13 protein-coding genes are annotated in these 16,449 nt (G+C 40.4%); 4 read left to right on the top strand and 9 right to left on the bottom strand.

Going from position 1 to position 16,449, the window contains the following annotated elements; all coding sequences use genetic code 11:
• Window positions 1-383: 383 nt before the first annotated feature.
• The 5 genes from BMZ06_RS05965 to BMZ06_RS20350 all read right to left on the bottom strand — a co-directional run bounded on the left by BMZ06_RS05965 (window position 384) and on the right by BMZ06_RS20350 (window position 3,857).
• Window positions 384-1,304 (bottom strand): CBASS oligonucleotide cyclase, encoded by a 921-nt coding sequence (locus BMZ06_RS05965; RefSeq protein WP_089751084.1) that lies wholly within the window; start codon window positions 1,302-1,304, stop codon window positions 384-386.
• Window positions 1,305-1,318: 14 nt separating this feature from the next.
• A complete protein-coding gene (locus BMZ06_RS05960) occupies window positions 1,319-2,317 on the bottom strand; it encodes a hypothetical protein (protein WP_089751082.1) in 999 nt (332 codons plus the stop codon).
• Complete coding sequence (locus BMZ06_RS05955; protein WP_089751080.1) at window positions 2,280-2,876, bottom strand: 7-cyano-7-deazaguanine synthase; 597 nt, start codon at window positions 2,874-2,876, stop codon at window positions 2,280-2,282. The genes BMZ06_RS05960 and BMZ06_RS05955 overlap by 38 nt, the downstream gene beginning before the upstream one ends.
• A 2-nt stretch (window positions 2,877-2,878) precedes the next feature.
• The gene (locus BMZ06_RS05950) at window positions 2,879-3,439 is read right to left on the bottom strand and encodes a hypothetical protein (RefSeq protein ID WP_089751078.1); all 561 of its coding nucleotides are present in this window, start codon (window positions 3,437-3,439) and stop codon (window positions 2,879-2,881) included.
• A gap of 259 nt (window positions 3,440-3,698) precedes the next feature.
• Window positions 3,699-3,857, bottom strand: a complete 159-nt coding sequence (locus BMZ06_RS20350) for a hypothetical protein (RefSeq protein WP_245755964.1) — start codon at window positions 3,855-3,857, stop codon at window positions 3,699-3,701.
• 483 nt (window positions 3,858-4,340) lie between these two features.
• On the opposite strand from BMZ06_RS20350, the gene BMZ06_RS05945 reads away from it, so the two are divergent.
• Window positions 4,341-5,546: a flagellin N-terminal helical domain-containing protein gene (locus BMZ06_RS05945; RefSeq protein WP_089751075.1), complete on the top strand. Its 1,206-nt coding sequence runs from the start codon at window positions 4,341-4,343 to the stop codon at window positions 5,544-5,546.
• A gap of 536 nt (window positions 5,547-6,082) precedes the next feature.
• On the opposite strand, the gene BMZ06_RS05940 is transcribed toward BMZ06_RS05945, so the two are convergent.
• The 3 genes from BMZ06_RS05940 to mqo form a co-directional block, all read right to left on the bottom strand.
• Window positions 6,083-7,498, bottom strand: a complete 1,416-nt coding sequence (locus BMZ06_RS05940) for a hypothetical protein (RefSeq protein ID WP_089751073.1) — start codon at window positions 7,496-7,498, stop codon at window positions 6,083-6,085.
• 140 nt (window positions 7,499-7,638) lie between these two features.
• The gene (locus BMZ06_RS05935; RefSeq protein WP_089751071.1) at window positions 7,639-8,760 is read right to left on the bottom strand and encodes a GGDEF domain-containing protein; all 1,122 of its coding nucleotides are present in this window, start codon (window positions 8,758-8,760) and stop codon (window positions 7,639-7,641) included.
• A gap of 267 nt (window positions 8,761-9,027) precedes the next feature.
• On the bottom strand, window positions 9,028-10,605 hold the full coding sequence (mqo, locus tag BMZ06_RS05930; RefSeq protein ID WP_281244441.1) for a malate dehydrogenase (quinone): 1,578 nt from the start codon (window positions 10,603-10,605) through the stop codon (window positions 9,028-9,030).
• Between the two features lie 438 nt (window positions 10,606-11,043).
• On the opposite strand from mqo, the gene BMZ06_RS05920 reads away from it, so the two are divergent.
• The gene (locus BMZ06_RS05920) at window positions 11,044-12,630 is read left to right on the top strand and encodes an L-lactate permease (protein ID WP_089751066.1); all 1,587 of its coding nucleotides are present in this window, start codon (window positions 11,044-11,046) and stop codon (window positions 12,628-12,630) included.
• Window positions 12,631-12,865: 235 nt separating this feature from the next.
• Here the strand turns inward: BMZ06_RS05920 and BMZ06_RS21105 are convergent, their stop codons facing one another.
• Complete coding sequence (locus tag BMZ06_RS21105) at window positions 12,866-13,336, bottom strand: YjzC family protein (RefSeq protein WP_089751064.1); 471 nt, start codon at window positions 13,334-13,336, stop codon at window positions 12,866-12,868.
• A 287-nt stretch (window positions 13,337-13,623) separates the two neighbouring features.
• On the opposite strand from BMZ06_RS21105, the gene BMZ06_RS05910 reads away from it, so the two are divergent.
• Together BMZ06_RS05910 and BMZ06_RS05905 are read left to right on the top strand one after the other, a co-directional pair.
• A complete protein-coding gene (locus BMZ06_RS05910; RefSeq protein ID WP_089751063.1) occupies window positions 13,624-15,075 on the top strand; it encodes a circularly permuted type 2 ATP-grasp protein in 1,452 nt (483 codons plus the stop codon).
• A complete protein-coding gene (locus BMZ06_RS05905) occupies window positions 15,068-16,045 on the top strand; it encodes an alpha-E domain-containing protein (RefSeq protein ID WP_089751061.1) in 978 nt (325 codons plus the stop codon). Before BMZ06_RS05910 ends, BMZ06_RS05905 begins: the two co-directional genes overlap by 8 nt.
• Window positions 16,046-16,449 lie beyond the last annotated feature (404 nt).

Here is a 16,449-nt window from a genome sequence, read left to right as displayed (position 1 = left end):
TACTGCTTTCACCAAATCGGATGTAATGTGATGCGAAGGGCATATATTTGATGAAAATTTCGTAATGTATGGCTATTTTAGGTAGTTTCAGTTCGTTTGGGTAATTAAAATTGCGATTTAAGTACCAATTCGTTACCCAGTCTTCTAGGTCTGTTGTAGTGTATTGGGGTAAATTCATACTAGTCACCTTCCTTGATGACACTATACGAACAAAAGTTCTGTATTTCAAGAGGAGGTACAAAAGGTAAAAATTCAAATATTTAAAAACACCTGATCTAAAGGATCAGGTGTTTAGTCCTGTTATCAAGAGATTATAAGAAAATTCAAGTATGATATATCACTAAGAGCTAGTAAATTATTTTAGATTAATATAATTAAAAAAATCAATCCCCATCTATTAATTTTTTCCATTCAGATAACGATTTCGTAATTTCTGCTCTCCTCATTTTCTTAAATGTTCTTTTTAAATTATTACTAAATTGTCTCCTCTTAATACTTCCTGCATCTCCTAAATAGTCATCAACATGAAGAGATTGACCTGTACTATCAGTAATTGGACTTAATACAGAGGTGCTAGAAGACTGTGCCATATGTTTCATCATTTCATTATATGAAAGGTTACCTTTGTAGTTCTTAAAAGCTTGAATTGCTAACGATTCAATATGATAACCAGACAATCTCCCATCTTTATCGTAGGTATTATTTAATGCTTTAAATAACTTGATTATAGGTACTACTCTACCGTTGTTTTGTTTGTTAACTTCTGTTAACTTCTTAGCAAATTTTATCGGCTTTATAATATTACTCCATGTTTTACCGTCAGCACTTGCTATCTTTATTCCTTGAAATGTTGATTTACTAGGGAGTAACTGAACTTCATGACCATCTGAATAGGTTATAGTTACGGCGAGATCTCCTTCTTTAATTTTTGTTTTAGGTAATTTATTTCTTAATTTTTGGGCTAATGTGCTTATTATTTCTTTTGGTGAAGAACTACTTAAAGAAGTAGAATTGATTGTCACAAGGACATCTACGTCACTTAATCCGTTCACATAAGTATGTTTACTAATAGATCCTCCAAATTTCAATTCCAGTAAACCCTCTAAATCACGGCTTATAATTTCTTTTAAATGATTTAAATGCTGGTTTATACCCTCTATGTCTCTATTATTGTAACCTGTAAGAAGTGAAATTAAATAAGAATTTAGTTCCTTACGGAATTCTGTGTTTGATTCATCGTTTTTATCTAATAATTCTTCAATTGATTCAGAAGGAGGCTTAAAAAAACCACCACTACCACCCATAGTAATCGCTCCTTTTATGAATAGTCTATACCAACAGTGCTAATTAGTTTTTTTATTTCATTCATAAGTTTTTCTGGATAATCAAACATTTGCCAATCATAGGTGTTTAAGAATCTATTCATTTGAGAGGACAAATTAATTAATATTTTAATATTATCCCCAAGTGCTTTTCCTCTAACAGCTGACATTTTCAAGTCCCAGTTGCCATTAATAATTGCATGAGAATTTCTATACGATGCATCACCACTCTCATTAAAATTAAATCTTAACCAAGATAACCCATCGAATATGTCGGCACCACATAGGAAATATGCTAAAATATTTGCTGGATCAATGCATCCAAATATATGTATAGGAATATCTATTTCTTTAGCATTAAGAGCCCTCCTTATTGAATAAATTGTTTCGCATTTTTTGAGTATTGAACTGCCTAGTTCTTTTTCGGTTAATCCTAAAATAGAGAAGCTAGTTATATCATCTAAGTGATATATTAACTTATTAGCATCGATATACTCAGCCTCTTGCATTTCTGGCTTATAAAGAAAATCTGAAGTAAAGTTAGGAAACTTGTTAAATAAATTTTCCGCTTGGCTCATTTGGTCTTTTGTTGGTTTTCTAATTTCGGAATCATAATTCACAATTACTATTTTTGTTAATTCTTCTAATTGATTAACCACTTTTAAATGTAAATCTTCGTTCCATTTTTTCGGCTTGTATTCTTTGTTATATATTTCAGATAGTTCAGTATCTTGATCTCTCTCATATCCACCACTGTCGATAAATAGGACATCTGAAATATAGATATCTGAATCTGCTAAAGGAATTTGTTCATCTTGGTCATGGTATAGATCATAGGCGCTTACTAAGCACGCATCGGTAATGTAGTCTCTAACATATGTATGAATCTTAGAAACATCAGTAAAACCTTTACTAGAAAATGAGGGAACTATTAGTGGGGAGTTCATATTCGTTTTTTTAATTTTCCTTTTTTTGCAGATATTCTTTATATGCACTAGTTAATGCCCTCCTATCAAGGCAAGATGGACACTTGCCGCATTCTATATACTCTTTTTTCTCGCAACTATAGGTAAGTTCAATCGGTACCTTTTTCATTAAGGAGAATTTAAGAATATCTTCTTTTGACCATCTTATAAAAGGGGCTTCAATTGAGACTGTTCCTCCAAAGTATCCATCTAGTATAGTTTGAGCTGAACTAACGAAATTAATAGAACAATCATAATATGGAGTACCAGAATGGGCACCATAAGCTAAAGTTACATTTTCTGATGGTTTTATATTTGCTGCTGCTCCAAAAATAAATAAACTATTTCTGCATTGTATTTGGCCTTCGAAATTTAAAATTGGTAGGCCCAGTTTAAGATTTTTTACTTCAATGTCATAGTAGTTAGCTATATTTTTACACGCTTCCCATTCAGTGTTTTTTGCTGATTGATTATATTGAAAATGAATTCCATTTATTTCATAATTATACTGTTTGTAATATTCAATTAAGGTAGTAGAATCTAACCCACCGCTTAAAAGAATTGAAACATTCTTTTTCTTATTATTCATTTTTATCCCCCTTTTTTAATTTCTCTTTTAATGGCTCTTATGCTTTTATGTGGCTCTTTATCTAAACGCTTACTAATTTCCTTTTTTAATAGATATTCTCTTTTTGACTTTAAAAATACTTTATCTGGTATGGAAGGAGAGGTCTCATTTATTAGTATGTATCTAGCTCTAACATGCTTAACTTCTTCATCAGTCACGTTATCTTTTTTTAATAGACTGTCACAATCTCTAATAAATGAGGTTAATAATTTTCCAGTTTGATCATGTTGCTGAGACTTTTCTCCCCATTTCATAAACTCCTCTGTTAAAGTAAGGAAAAATACCAAAGAGGCACATATCCCCACAAAAAGCTTAAATTCTACTTCTACAATATTAGGTAATAAGGGTAAAAAAATCTTAAAATCAGCAAAAGTAAGCAAAGCAACGAAACTACTCAGTAAGAGTATAGTGTAGTGTAAAAGGTCTCTCTTTAACTCGTTTCTAAGAGAGATTGAAAAATTTGCTTGTCTACTTTTTTCGGCTTTACCTTTTAATTTTTCTAGTTCGTTTAAATGCTCTTCCATAAATCCTCCTAATTTCTAAATTTGGTAATACCAACTAAAAATAAAGGTCTATTTAATTACTATAAATACAAATATATACAGTTGACTATAAAAATTAAAGCGCGTTTTATAGCGCTTTATCATTCCTTCTTTGTTTTTTTCTGAACCAAATACTGAAAATAACTCTCCAGCTCTTTAATCTGCTCAGGACTCATTGACTTCCACTTTTCAATATCAAAGAAGGACATTTAGTCAATTTCGTATTTATCTAGCAGGCGGTTTATTTCATCAATAGAATCATACTCTTCATTGCTGGTCTTTTTAACAGCTTCTGATCTACCAAGTAAATAATCGGTTGATCTTCAAAGAAATCTGACAGTTTTCGAAGAGTTTCGTAATCGGTCTCGCGTCTATCTTTTTCATAGTGGGATAAGGAGATTCTGGAAATCTTTACTTTGGCTGCCGAACCTTCTTAAGTGAGAATCTTTTCTTAAATTAGTTATTTAATTCCTTACGCTCATAATCAAAACTACCAATTATTTCATTTTTATATTCCTATAATACTATACAAATTGTAGTAATAAAATAGCTGCTACATAAAATAGCATTAATTGTAGTAACTGATGCATAAAAAAATCAAACTTCAGATTTTATATAAATACTTCCTTTTAATTTTCTTGGAGTGATGTTAATGGGTACTTAATAATGTTTCCTGAGCCCAGTTCGTTAACGTATTAAGGGAATGGGTGTCAGGAACCACCTTAAGTAGAGTGTAAAATAATGTGAATAGGTGTAAACAGTTTTGAAAGTCGTCCGATATAAGTAATGTAGAAACATTACATAAGTCGGCCGACTTTTTGTGTGTTATCCAATGTATCTCACAAGGACGTGAGATAAACCATTTCAAGGAGGAATTTATAAAATGAGAATTAATCACAATATCGCGGCGCTAAACACTCACCGCCAACTAGGTCAAGCAAACAATGCTCAACAAAATTTTATGGAGAAGTTGTCATCAGGTCTTAGAATTAATAAGGCTGGAGATGACGCTGCTGGTCTAGCAATTTCAGAAAAAATGCGTGGACAGATTCGTGGTTTGGATCAAGCTTCAAGAAACGCTCAAGATTCTATTTCTATGATTCAAACTGCAGAGGGCGCTTTAAATGAAACTCATAGCATTCTTCAGCGCATGCGTGAATTAGCTGTACAATCTGGTAATGATACAAATACTTCAACCGATCGTGGGGAAATTCAGAAAGAAATGAACCAATTGACTTCTGAAATTAACCGCATAGGGAACACTACTGAATTTAATAATCAAAAATTACTAAATGCTACTGCTGGAGAAGTTAGTGCTGGCGGGACAACTACTACACCTGCTTCAGCTAGCGCAACTCAAACTAATGGAACTAGCGGTAATATTACATTTACGGATGCAACATCTTTTACGGGTGATACAGGTACCTGGACGGTAGCAACTACCGATGGTACTAATTTTACAATTGATAAAGGTGATGGAAATGGAGCACAATCGCTAACTGTTACAAGTAATAAAGCAACTGTTGATGGTTTAGAATTGAATTTGCCAGGAACATCAGCTGCCTCAGATGAATGGACGATTGATGTAACAGCTTCTGAAACAACAACAACCGGAGCATCTTCTTCATTTAGTTCACAAATCGGTGCAAATGAAAACCAGACTATGACATTGGAATTTTCTGACATGAGAGCTAGTGCTCTTGGAATCACAGGTTCAGCTGGAGATAGTGGGTACACTACTAATGATACTGTGACAAATGGTACTAATAACACAACTAATGAAGCAGCACTTGATGTCTCAGATGCTACTAATGCAGGTAATGCAGTAACGAAAATCTCAGAAGCGATTGAACAAGTATCAGCGGAACGTTCAAAACTAGGTGCTAATCAAAATCGATTAGATCATACGATCAACAATCTTGGAACTTCCTCTGAAAACCTAACTGCAGCTGAATCGCGTATCCGTGACGTAGACATGGCTAAAGAAATGATGAACCAAACGAAGTCTTCAATATTGGCTCAAGCTTCTCAAGCTATGCTTGCGAAAGCCAATCAGCAACCACAAGGAGTTCTTCAACTTCTACGATAATAACCTATACCCACTCAACCAAAGAGTGGGTTTTTTGTGCATTAATCTTCGCCACATTATAATGAAGAAACTTGTAACAACTATCAGAACCCCGCTAAGTGATATTTTCTTCAAAGGATAAATAATAACCCTTGGTCAAAGTAGGACCGAAACCTAATACCTCTAAGGTAGATCCTTTTTAAGGAAAGTAAGGACAGCAACCACGACGGTGACCAACCCGGATATACCTATCGGCCAGGCTCCAAGGCCTCCGCCTTCCTTAAGCTGAGCCACAAATACAATGAGCGTAACTAAGGACCAAATCAGCCAGGAGAAGAAATGGGGTTTAATAGAATCTTTAAAACGCCGCGTATGTAGGGAGAGACTCCAATAAACGTGAGGGCGATCGCTAGTAGACTAAATAGAAGTTTCTGCTCCATTAGGTTCTCACCACCTTATTATTAGTGATGCATTCTATCAAATCCCCCCCCTGGACGACATAGGATAATAAAAGAGAGGCTTACCAACACGCTAGTTGGCTAAGCCTCTTTTTCTAATCACATAAAAAACACGACAAACAACTGGAGATAAATCTGCACCATCATATAAAACGCAATCGCATACTTAAAGTTAAACAGCAGTCCATTCTTAATAATACTAAGCTTATTCACCGAACTCAAAATAATCGACGGCAAAATCAGCGGTGACAACATAATCGAAATCACACTGCCTGAAGTAATCCCAAGCACGACAATCTCAGGTGGATACGGCAGCTCCACACCCTGCAGAATCCCAGAAACAAGTACAATAACCGTCAAAGGACCGAGTCCGATAAATCCGAGAACAATCACAACAAATGGCAGTACCCATAGGAAGTTTAAAAACGGAACGGAGTCTGTGATATAAAACAGTCCGTCGATAATATACTCGCCGTAGCCTGACTGATTGACGGCGTTAATGAGAAAGCCGGCAGCCAATAGAATGGAAAACTGCTGGGCTTTATTGGGAATGCTTTTTCCGACATACGTTTTTCCGTTCTCTGCGATCGCACTGCTTCTACGGCGGACGATAAAGTAGAGAAGGACCCAGGCGACGATAACGATCGGGATAATCAGTAAGAGATCCACGGGCCAGACGGCGTTTACTAGAAAGATTGATCCGAATAATGTGACGAACAAGATAGCGAATTCGAACGCGTCGCGATTCCCGTTCGGATCTTCTTTTTTCTGCTCTTCAATTCGACCAAGTTCCTCCTGAATTCCAGCCGTAAGATCGACATCATAATGACGTTCCTGGAAGTGGGAGAAAAGCACGGACAACAGTGTCCCGGCGACGGCGACGACAAATCCCTGGAGAATGGATAAACCGAGCGACGCCCCAAGCGCCTGCACGGCGAAGATAAAGCTTGGAATACTGACAACCCACATGGTGGTCAGGGAAAACGCGCGCAGCAGGGCGGTTCCTTTATAATTCTCCCATACTTCTCCTTTTTGATTTTCCAGAAAATCGTCGATCATTCCGTAGACCATCGGAATCGAACCGAATAATAGGAAGTAAGAGATAATCTGCGTGATCACCATCATGCCGAAATAAAACTTGCGGCTTGTATTGAGCAGGTTCTGCGCGAAGTTAATGACGGATTCAATGTAGGGTTTTTCTTCTAAGACCCAGCTGATCGTCGGTACGATCAGTAAGAGAGCGATCAGCCCGCTCATTACGGTGAAGCCGGATACGGTCGCTTCGATTAAGGAAGTGCCTGCGGTCAGGTGAATGATTATGGCGATCACCAGCAGTAACAGCGATATGGCTGCCTGTTTCATCGGCAGAAAAAAGTAGCCGAGTAGGAAGGCGGTGAGACCAAATATGGAAAGTACCGGGGAAAGCGTTTCTCCGCCGGTGAAATAGACAACGAAATGCATAAGGACATATAAAGTTATAAATAAGGTATAACCTCGTTTGGCTAGTTGTACCATTATGAATGCTCCAATCGTGGTTCAATATGTACGTATCATATCTTATCACAGGAGAAGGGGATTAGCTGAGATTGTGCTTTACTGCAGCACGCGCGGAAGAGGACTCCTTTTTACATAAAAAATAAAGCCGTCCGGATCGTCTAAGAATAGACTTCCGGACAGCTATACGCATGCTCGGGCGCGAACTTATTGGATAGACAGACTTGATTTCTGCCTGATTGTTTTGCTTCATATAGTGCTTGATCGGCTTCTTCGATGAGTAATTGCGGCGTGTTTGTTGTTTCGTCATAACAGGCAATACCAATGGACACGGTAATAGAAATAGACTGGCCTGTACTCAATTGAAAGGAATGATTTTGAACCTTTTTCCGGATCCGTTCACTGATTTCTTCGGCACGCTGGGCAGGGCAGTCAAGGAGAATCACGGTGAATTCTTCGCCGCCATTTCGGCTGACGTGATCGAAGGAGCGAACGGTGGTGGTTAGAATATGACTCAATTCGACCAGGACCTGATCACCTTCCACATGGCCGTATGTATCGTTTACTGTCTTAAAGTGGTCGATATCAATATACAGTAAAGAAATTTTTTCGTCTCTCTCCCGCGCCTCGGTGCAGACATCGTTAAATAATTGTTCAAATTTACGTACGTTGTTCAGACCTGTTAACCCGTCGGTAACGGACTCGGACTTATATTTATTTAAGGTTCTCTGATTTCTGCGTACGTATTCAACGACATAGAAAGATAGAAAGCCGGCGAGGTACGATATGCTCCAATAGGAAAGAACAAGGAAAATCAGTGTATCCATCCGAAGCGAAAGAAAGGTTAACAATATGGTGAAGATTAAATTGGAGATGGTCAGCGCCAGAAAAACCTTCTTCATTTTCGATAATTTGAGGTTTGTAATGCCAAGGGTCAGGAGTGTAGTCCCGCCAATAAAAATAATGGCCAATACCGCCTGGGTCGTGAACCCGAATAAGAATCGGCCTATAATGATCAGTACCATAGTGATCAGGGCGGGAAGGCTGCCGCCGTAATAGGACATTAAGATCACCGGAATGTGCCGTAAATCGATGATGACGCGGTCCAAGGGTATACTGTACAGCATCAAAACGTTACTTAATATACCTGCAAGGATGCCGGCCGTAATTTTTTGCCGTCTTGAAGAAGTTCGTCTCAGAGGGGAAGAGTTGGTTAACTGGGTATATACAAATAAGATAGCCACAAGAATGGCTAAATTGGAAATCAGTTCTTTCAGGATCATATAAGGTTCTCCCCTGTGAAAAATTATTTATTTTTGTATATGAATAATAACCTATAACAAACGTTAGTATAGGTATTATATACCCAATGTGCAAGGCGTTTAAATAGGACAATATGCTATTATTTTCTATTTATCCGCACGGAACAACATTTTTAATAAATATAGCTCTTATATATTTAAGACATCAAAAATAAACGAAGCATCAGTGCGCCAAATGGCGCATCGATGCTTCGTTATTTGTTCTGTAGCTATAAGGAGTAGTTTCGTTTATTTTACAGGCTCCATCAGTCCAAGAGAGCGTGAGGTAGAATCATGAACCCGATCGAGCAGTTCAGGATGATCCTCCAGCGACTCGCCGTAGGAAGGGATGATTTCTTTCAGCTTCGGCTCCCAGGAATCAAGGTATTCTGGGAAGCACTTGTGTAAGACCTCGAGCATAATTGAAACGGAAACCGACGCTCCTGGTGATTCGCCAAGAAGGGCCGCCATGGTACGGTCTTCAGCGTGAATCAATTTGGTACCGAACTGGAGAGCGCCTCGGCCGCCTTCTTCTGTATCCTCAATCAATTGTACACGCTGTCCGGCTACGAGAAGGTCCCAGTCTTCATTGGATGCATTCGGAACAAAATTGCGCAGCTCTTCCATCCGGTCCTTTTTGGACATCCTCAGCTGCTGCGCTAAATATTTGATCAGTGAGGTATTTTTGGCACCGGCTGCGAGCATCGTCAGGACATTCGTCGGTTTCACTGAACCGAACAAATCCATCATAGAGCCGGTTTTCAAGAACTTAGGTGTAAATCCGGCGAACGGACCGTATAACAGCGTGTCTTTTCCTTCAATATGGCGACGGTCCAGATGCGGAACGGTCATCGGCGGGGTGCCTGCCGGTTCTTTTCCATATACTTTGGAATGGTGCTGCTTCACGACCTCCGGGTTGTCACAGACGAGAAATTCACCGCTGATCGGAAATCCTCCGATGCGTTTGCTTTCAGGAATGCCTGTTTTTTGCAGCAGTGGAAGTGCGCCGCCCCCGGCACCGATAAAGGCGAAGGAAGACGTGTGCTCTTCGATGGTTTCTTCTTTAAGGTTTCGCACCTTAACTTCCCATGCTCCATCTTCTCTTTGCTGAATATCATCGACCGAATGATTGTAACGGATTTCTATATTGTTTTGCTGCTCTAAGTGTTTCAGCATTTGGCGGGTCAGTTCTCCAAAATTAACATCTGTACCATGGTCGAATTTCGTTGCCGCGATCGGCTCTTCAGTGGAACGGCCCTCCATCATTAAAGGAATCCATTCCTTGATGCGTTCGGGGTCTATGGAAAACTCCATCCCCTGAAACTGAGGGTGGTCTTTCAGGGCTTCCACCCGCTTCGTCAAAAATTCTACATGATCTTTTCCGTAAACAAAGCTTATGTGAGGCAAGGGCCGGATAAATTCTTCAGGACTCTGAAGATCGCCTTGCTCGACCAGATGGGCCCACATTTGTCTGGAAATCTGGAATTGTTCATTAATTTTCACGGCCTTGCTAATGTCCAGTGAGCCGTCCGGCTGTTCAGGGGTATAGTTCAGCTCGCAGAGAGCGGCGTGTCCGGTTCCGGCATTATTCCATTCATTGGAACTTTCCTGTCCGGCGGAGTCGAGCTTCTCGAACAGGGTGATGCGCCATTCTGGCTGTAATTTGTGCAGAAGCGTGGCTAGTGTTGCGCTCACGACGCCAGCTCCGATAAGGATCACGTCACTCGTTGTGTGGTTATGATTCATATTATTCCTCCTCTTATGGTTAAACAGCCTGTAGCTGTATCGGGAGTTATCTCCATTCGTTACATTGATCCCGATGATCATCCGCTTGTATCTTACCGTTACTGTTGGGCGGGCGAGGGCGATACTTTTTTAACTTTTATCCTCTTTACCGCTATGTACCTTGCTGCCAGCTTTGTACTCCTTGAGACTTTTACTCCAATATGAAGCCAGCAGGGCATTGCGTCACCAACATAGATAAGGTCATCAGATGACTTTATTATCCTTATTTTAGCACGGGTAGAAATCGCTTTCAATAAAAATCAGATTCGTTAATTCATTTAAGGTGGTACGTAGAGGACTAAAAATAGAGGGGTAAATCGATGTTATGTGAAAATTGTGTATCGGGATAACTTCCTATTGAAAACATCTTTGTAAGCGGTTACCATTAACGATATGGTCATCTGATGATCATATTACATACAAACGAACAAACAAAGTTTTTAGGAATAAGAAAAATGTAATCAAAGAGGAGGAGATCAAATGTTGATGGTGGTGGCACTAAGTGCTGTGATCGTTCCCTTTCTGTTGCTGGTCTTATTGCGGATGCCAGCGATTAAAGGAATGTCCATCAGTGCTGTAGTGGTAATTATTTTAGCGATGACCGTGTGGGGAATGGGGGGCCAGGTGATTGCTTCTTCGATCCTGCAAGGCGTACATAAAACCTTGACGATTTTATTGATATTATTTGGAGCGCTCGTGTTATTGAATACCCTCCGTAACACCGGAGCGGTAACCCGCATCAATCAGGGATTTCAGAGTATTTCTCAGGACATGAGGGTTCAGCTTATTTTTGTCGCCTTTTTATTCGGCTCATTAATTGAGGGAGCGGCAGGGTTCGGTGCTCCGGCAATGGTGACGGCTCCTCTAATGCTTGCCCTTGGCTTCAGACCGCTGGCAGCGGTAGCGACTGCCCTTATTGCGGATAGTACGGCCGTGGCTTTTGGGGCCGTGGGAACGCCGGTATTGGTAGGGCTCAGCACCTTGCCCGACGCGGGTACCGCTTTTTTCAAGGAGGTCGGTGTAACGGTCACCCTTATCGATTTATTCGCGGGCACGTTTATCCCATTTATCTTAATCCTTGTTCTGACGTTATTTTTCGGTAAAGGGAAGGGTATAAAAGACGCCCTCGTGATGCTGCCCTGGACGCTGCTCATTGGGATTACCTATAATGGCTCGGCTCTCTTGTATGCGTCTTTGTTTGGTCCGGAATTTGTAGCGATATTGGGATCCTTGACCGGACTGGTTGTCGCAGCCATAACCGCCAGAAAGGGCTGGCTTCTCCCATCCTCCGTGTGGACGGATGCCAAACAGGACAATTTTGAGGAGAGCGAAGAAAAATCCGATATGGGATTGATCCGTGCATGGTTTCCTTACATCATTGTGGTTATTCTGTTGCTTCTTACACGCATTGTTCCATGGTTTAAGGAATTTACGCAGACGGCTATTGATTTAACGTGGTCGAACATTTTAGGCGTGGAAGGAATTGCCTCCAGCTGGGCAGTATTATACTCGCCTGGAACCGTGCTGACCGTCGCAGCTCTTTTAGCTCTGCTCGTGCAGCGAAAATCGTTTGGTCATTTTGGACGGGCGGCTACGCAATCACTATCCACGATCAAAATAACCGCGGTTACATTGGCGGCCACGCTTGCCATGGTTCATGTGTTCAGTAATTCCGGAATGAATATGAAGGATTTAATGAGCATGCCGGAGTATATAGCCGAGGGAATGGCGGCAGCTTTTGGGCCGAGGTGGATTTTTGCCGCACCGTTTCTCGGAGAACTGGGCTCCTTTATAACAGGAAGTGCCACGGTTTCTACACTCACCTTCTCACCGATTCAGTACAATATAGCGGAGGCGACAGATGCGAACATCAAGGTGGTGCTCGCAGCCCAGCTCGTAGGAGCCGGAGCGGGGAACATGATCTGTGTCCATAATGTGGTCGCGGCAAGTGCTGTCGCAGGTATGGAAGGGGAAGAAGGAAACGTCATCCGTAAAACCCTGGGACCGGCTTTACTGTACGGTGTCCTTGTTGGGATGGGCGGTTTTATTTTAATGGGAATCTTGTAAGTAGAATACTAGGGCAATGGAGTAAGCTGAAGAAATAGAATAGTAAAATGAGATAATCCTTACTTAGATTAATAAGCGGTTTCCATGTTATTAGGGTGCTATTACATTAGAAGCGTTTTGGTTGTCTATGTAAACTCTAATCGATACTATTCTTGGTCTTACGAAACGAGTGGATTAAATAAAAACGACCCAGCCTTTTGTACTTTAATACAAAAGGCTGGGTCGTTTAAGAGTTTTAGGAAGATTTCACCCAGTAAGCTGCTTCATTATCTGAAGGAGAAGGTGGGAACTGGTCGCCTTTATTCAGGCTGATTTCCGTATTATTATCGCTTTTATTTCCATTTACGAGTTTGTCTACTTTATAGTTGCCGGCTTCTGGAGCTTTTTCGCCTGTTTTAAATTGGTTGTTTGACGTATTAGTGGTTGAAGAATTATTAGAACCATTTCCTGAGTTGCGGCCGCCTTTTTGGCCGATTTCCTCAAAATGTTCCTTGCTGTATTCCTGGCTGGTCGTTTCTCCACCTTTTTGGCCAATGTTTTCATAGAATTCCTGATCGTGGTTTTGAGACGTTTTTTCGCCGCCTTTTTGACCAATGTTCTCGAAGTGTTCTTGATCGTATTTGCGGCTTGTTTTCTCTCCGCCTTTACGACCTGCTTCTTCCGTAGTCATGGATTGATTTTGGTTTTGGTTATTGTTCTTAGCCATTTTTATCGACCTCCTATGAATAAGATATAAAATAATTACCACTATTTGGGTGGCTTTTAAACCCAATATTTTACTTGTAATATTTTTTTAATATAATTAAAGTGTACTCTTCGTGAAAATAATCGTGTAGTAGGGAAAATTGTCAAAAAACAAACGAATAAAATAGAGAAGGTAAGCCTATTTCCTCTCTAGGAATGAGAAGATATAGGCTTTTTTTACATTTCTTGTGTTTAAGCTTTGTTATATGGGTAAAGTTTCTTAGAAGGTGAAAAAGGAGTGGGTCAGACATGTTAATCAATTATCAAGCAGATACATTTTTTGACGAAATGATGGATCAATCAGGAAACCCGAAGGACCACTACAGAGCTTTTAACAACATAATTTCAAAGGCTTCTGCAGAAGATTTGCGAAAAAGACATGAAAGAGCGCAATCACATTTTTTAAAGCAGGGGATTACTTTTACTCCTGATGAATATGGTACCGAACGGACGCCTCCTTTTGATTTTGTTCCTATCATTATTCCGGAGCAGAAATGGAAAGAGATCGAGAATGGACTGAAACAGAGAGTCGAGGCGTTAAGTCACTTTCTAAAAGATATTTACGGTGAGAAGAAGATTATTAAAGAAGAAGTCGTGCCAAAAGAGCTGATCGAGAACAGTGCCTACTATCATGAAAAGCAGGTGGCAGGAATTGATCTGCCCCTTAGTAATCACCTATTTATTGCGGGGATTGATCTTATTCGTGATGAAAATGGCGAATACCGAGTATTGGAAGATAATCTGCGCAATCCTTCAGGTATCTCGTATGTTTATCAAAATCGGCAGGTCATCAGAAAAGTATATCCAGAATTGTTTGACCAATATCGTGTGCTCCCATTGGAAAACCAGTTTAAAGAGCTGCAAAAAGCTCTGTTAAGTTATGTACCGCATAATGCTTCATCTCAGCCTCAGGCGGTGTTATTAACGTCAGGCGTCTATAACTCTGCTTATTATGAGCACTTCTTTCTTGCCCAGCAGCTGGGGATTGAATTAGTGGAAGGATGTGACCTTGTAGTCGAGAATGACATCGTTTATAAGGATACAACCAGCGGGCTTGAGCGTGTGGATATTATTTATCGAAGAATGGATGATGAAGATCTGGACCCGGAAGCTTTTGGCTCAGATTCTGAAATGGGTGTATCCGGTCTTATGAGGGCTTACCGCCAGGGGAATGTGACCATCCTAAATGGAGTGGGCATCGGGGCAGCAGATGATAAGGCGATCTATGCTTACGTCCCGGAGATGATTCGCTATTACTTGAATGAAGAGCCGATTCTTAAAAATGTAACGACCTACTTTTTAAGAGATTCAGAGCAAAGAGATTATGTGTTAAAGAATCTTGAGAAACTCGTCATCAAAAATGTAGGAGCTTCCGGCGGAGACGATATGCTGATAGGTCCGAATGCCCCTGAAGAAGAGTTAGCGACATTTCGGCAAAAAATCCAGGACACTCCCAATGAATATATTGCCCAGCCTACCATTGAATTGTCCCGGGCTCCGGCTTTTCAGGATGGAGAATTCCGTCCTCGTCATATAGATTTAAGAATCTTTGCGATGAAGGGTAAGGAAACCAATGTTCTTCCTGGAGGACTTTCCAGAGTGGCTTTGATGGAAGATAACCTTGTGGTGAACTCTTCTCAGGGCGGCGGATTTAAGGATATTTGGGTAATAACCGAAGAAGGAGGAAAAAACGATGCTTAGCAGAATAGCAGATTCATGTTATTGGTTGGCCAGGTATATGGAAAGATCTGAAACCAATGCTCGGACCCTGAGCAGCCAGATGCTTCATATGCTGGAAGAATCGGACCAGAGTAAAATGGACAGGGAATGGGAATTGCTTTTTAAAATCTGTACTTCTAAAGAATACGATGAACACGATTCCCGTTTGAATCGTGAGGACATGCTTCACGATTTGGTACTGAGCCGGGAAAATGAGAGCTCTCTTCTTCATTTGCTGGAATTGGCCCGAGAGAAAGCAAAGGTCTCCCGAACGCTAATGCCAGCTTCTATTTGGGAGATGATTAACCGTTTGTATTTAGAGAAGAAGGAACAGCTGGAGGGGTCTTTACATTCCAATACCATTCAAAGCGACTTAGGCGATATCCTTGATATGTCATCAAATTTTCAGGGGATTATCGAATCTTCCATGCTAAGAGGGGACACCTATAACTTTGTAAAGATAGGAAAGTGGATCGAACGGGCGGAAACCACTGCGAGAATCCTGAAAGTTATTTGTGAGAAAACGTTGGAGGAGGAAAATAATAAAGATTCACAGGATTTCGATTACTGGATTCAAGCCCTGCAGCTAGCCAATGGGTACGATTCTTTCATTATGGAGCACCCGTTAACGCTGGACCCTAAGGAAGTATTCTCTTTTCTTATTAAAGAAGAAAGATTTCCACGCTCCATAAAGTATTGCGTAGGTCATATTTTGAGTGCTGTAGAGCAATTAAATCCTGGGAAGCGGTCTCAGGATAAGGAAGAGTTACTTCAGTTGTTAGAATATACACAAAGAGGAATTGAACGGACTGATATTGCTGAGATGTCGGTGGACAAACTCTTACGTTTTCTTAATGGATTCCAGGATCACTGCCATAGAATAAATGAAGTATTCTCAACCACTTATAATCTGGATGGATATAAAAGTAGATCTGTGGGAAACAGCCAATAATTCGGGGGAATCACAATAAAAAACAGATGCTCTAAAAAAGAGCATCTGTTTTTTATGGTTGAATTATGCAAGGAAAGTTACCACTTTATAAAAAGTTTATTGTTGTTTTTCATAATAGCCTTATTACACAATAGGGCCGGATGGTGTAAGACTCAGTTTCGAGATATCTTGGGTCCGCTACTCTATGTGGAAGAGGGCTGGTGGGGAAATAACTCGCTTTCCTATGGGGGAACGGTGAGCTTCCTCGCTCGTTTCACTCCCTGCGGGATCTCACCTAGTCCCTTCTCCCATGGGAGTCTCGCCATTTCCCCACCAGCCCTGCTACAGGAGCAAAACGGACCCTTCTACATGAGAGAATGAACTCCTTCTCAATTAAGCATAAATGCTTGTATAACAGGACTTTT

Origin of the sequence: Halobacillus alkaliphilus (genome assembly GCF_900113125.1) — a bacterium.
Taxonomy (GTDB): domain Bacteria; phylum Bacillota; class Bacilli; order Bacillales; family Halobacillaceae; genus Halobacillus; species Halobacillus alkaliphilus.
The sequence above is the reverse complement of the archived record's forward strand: the minus strand, read 5'-3'. Positions and strand labels throughout refer to the sequence as shown.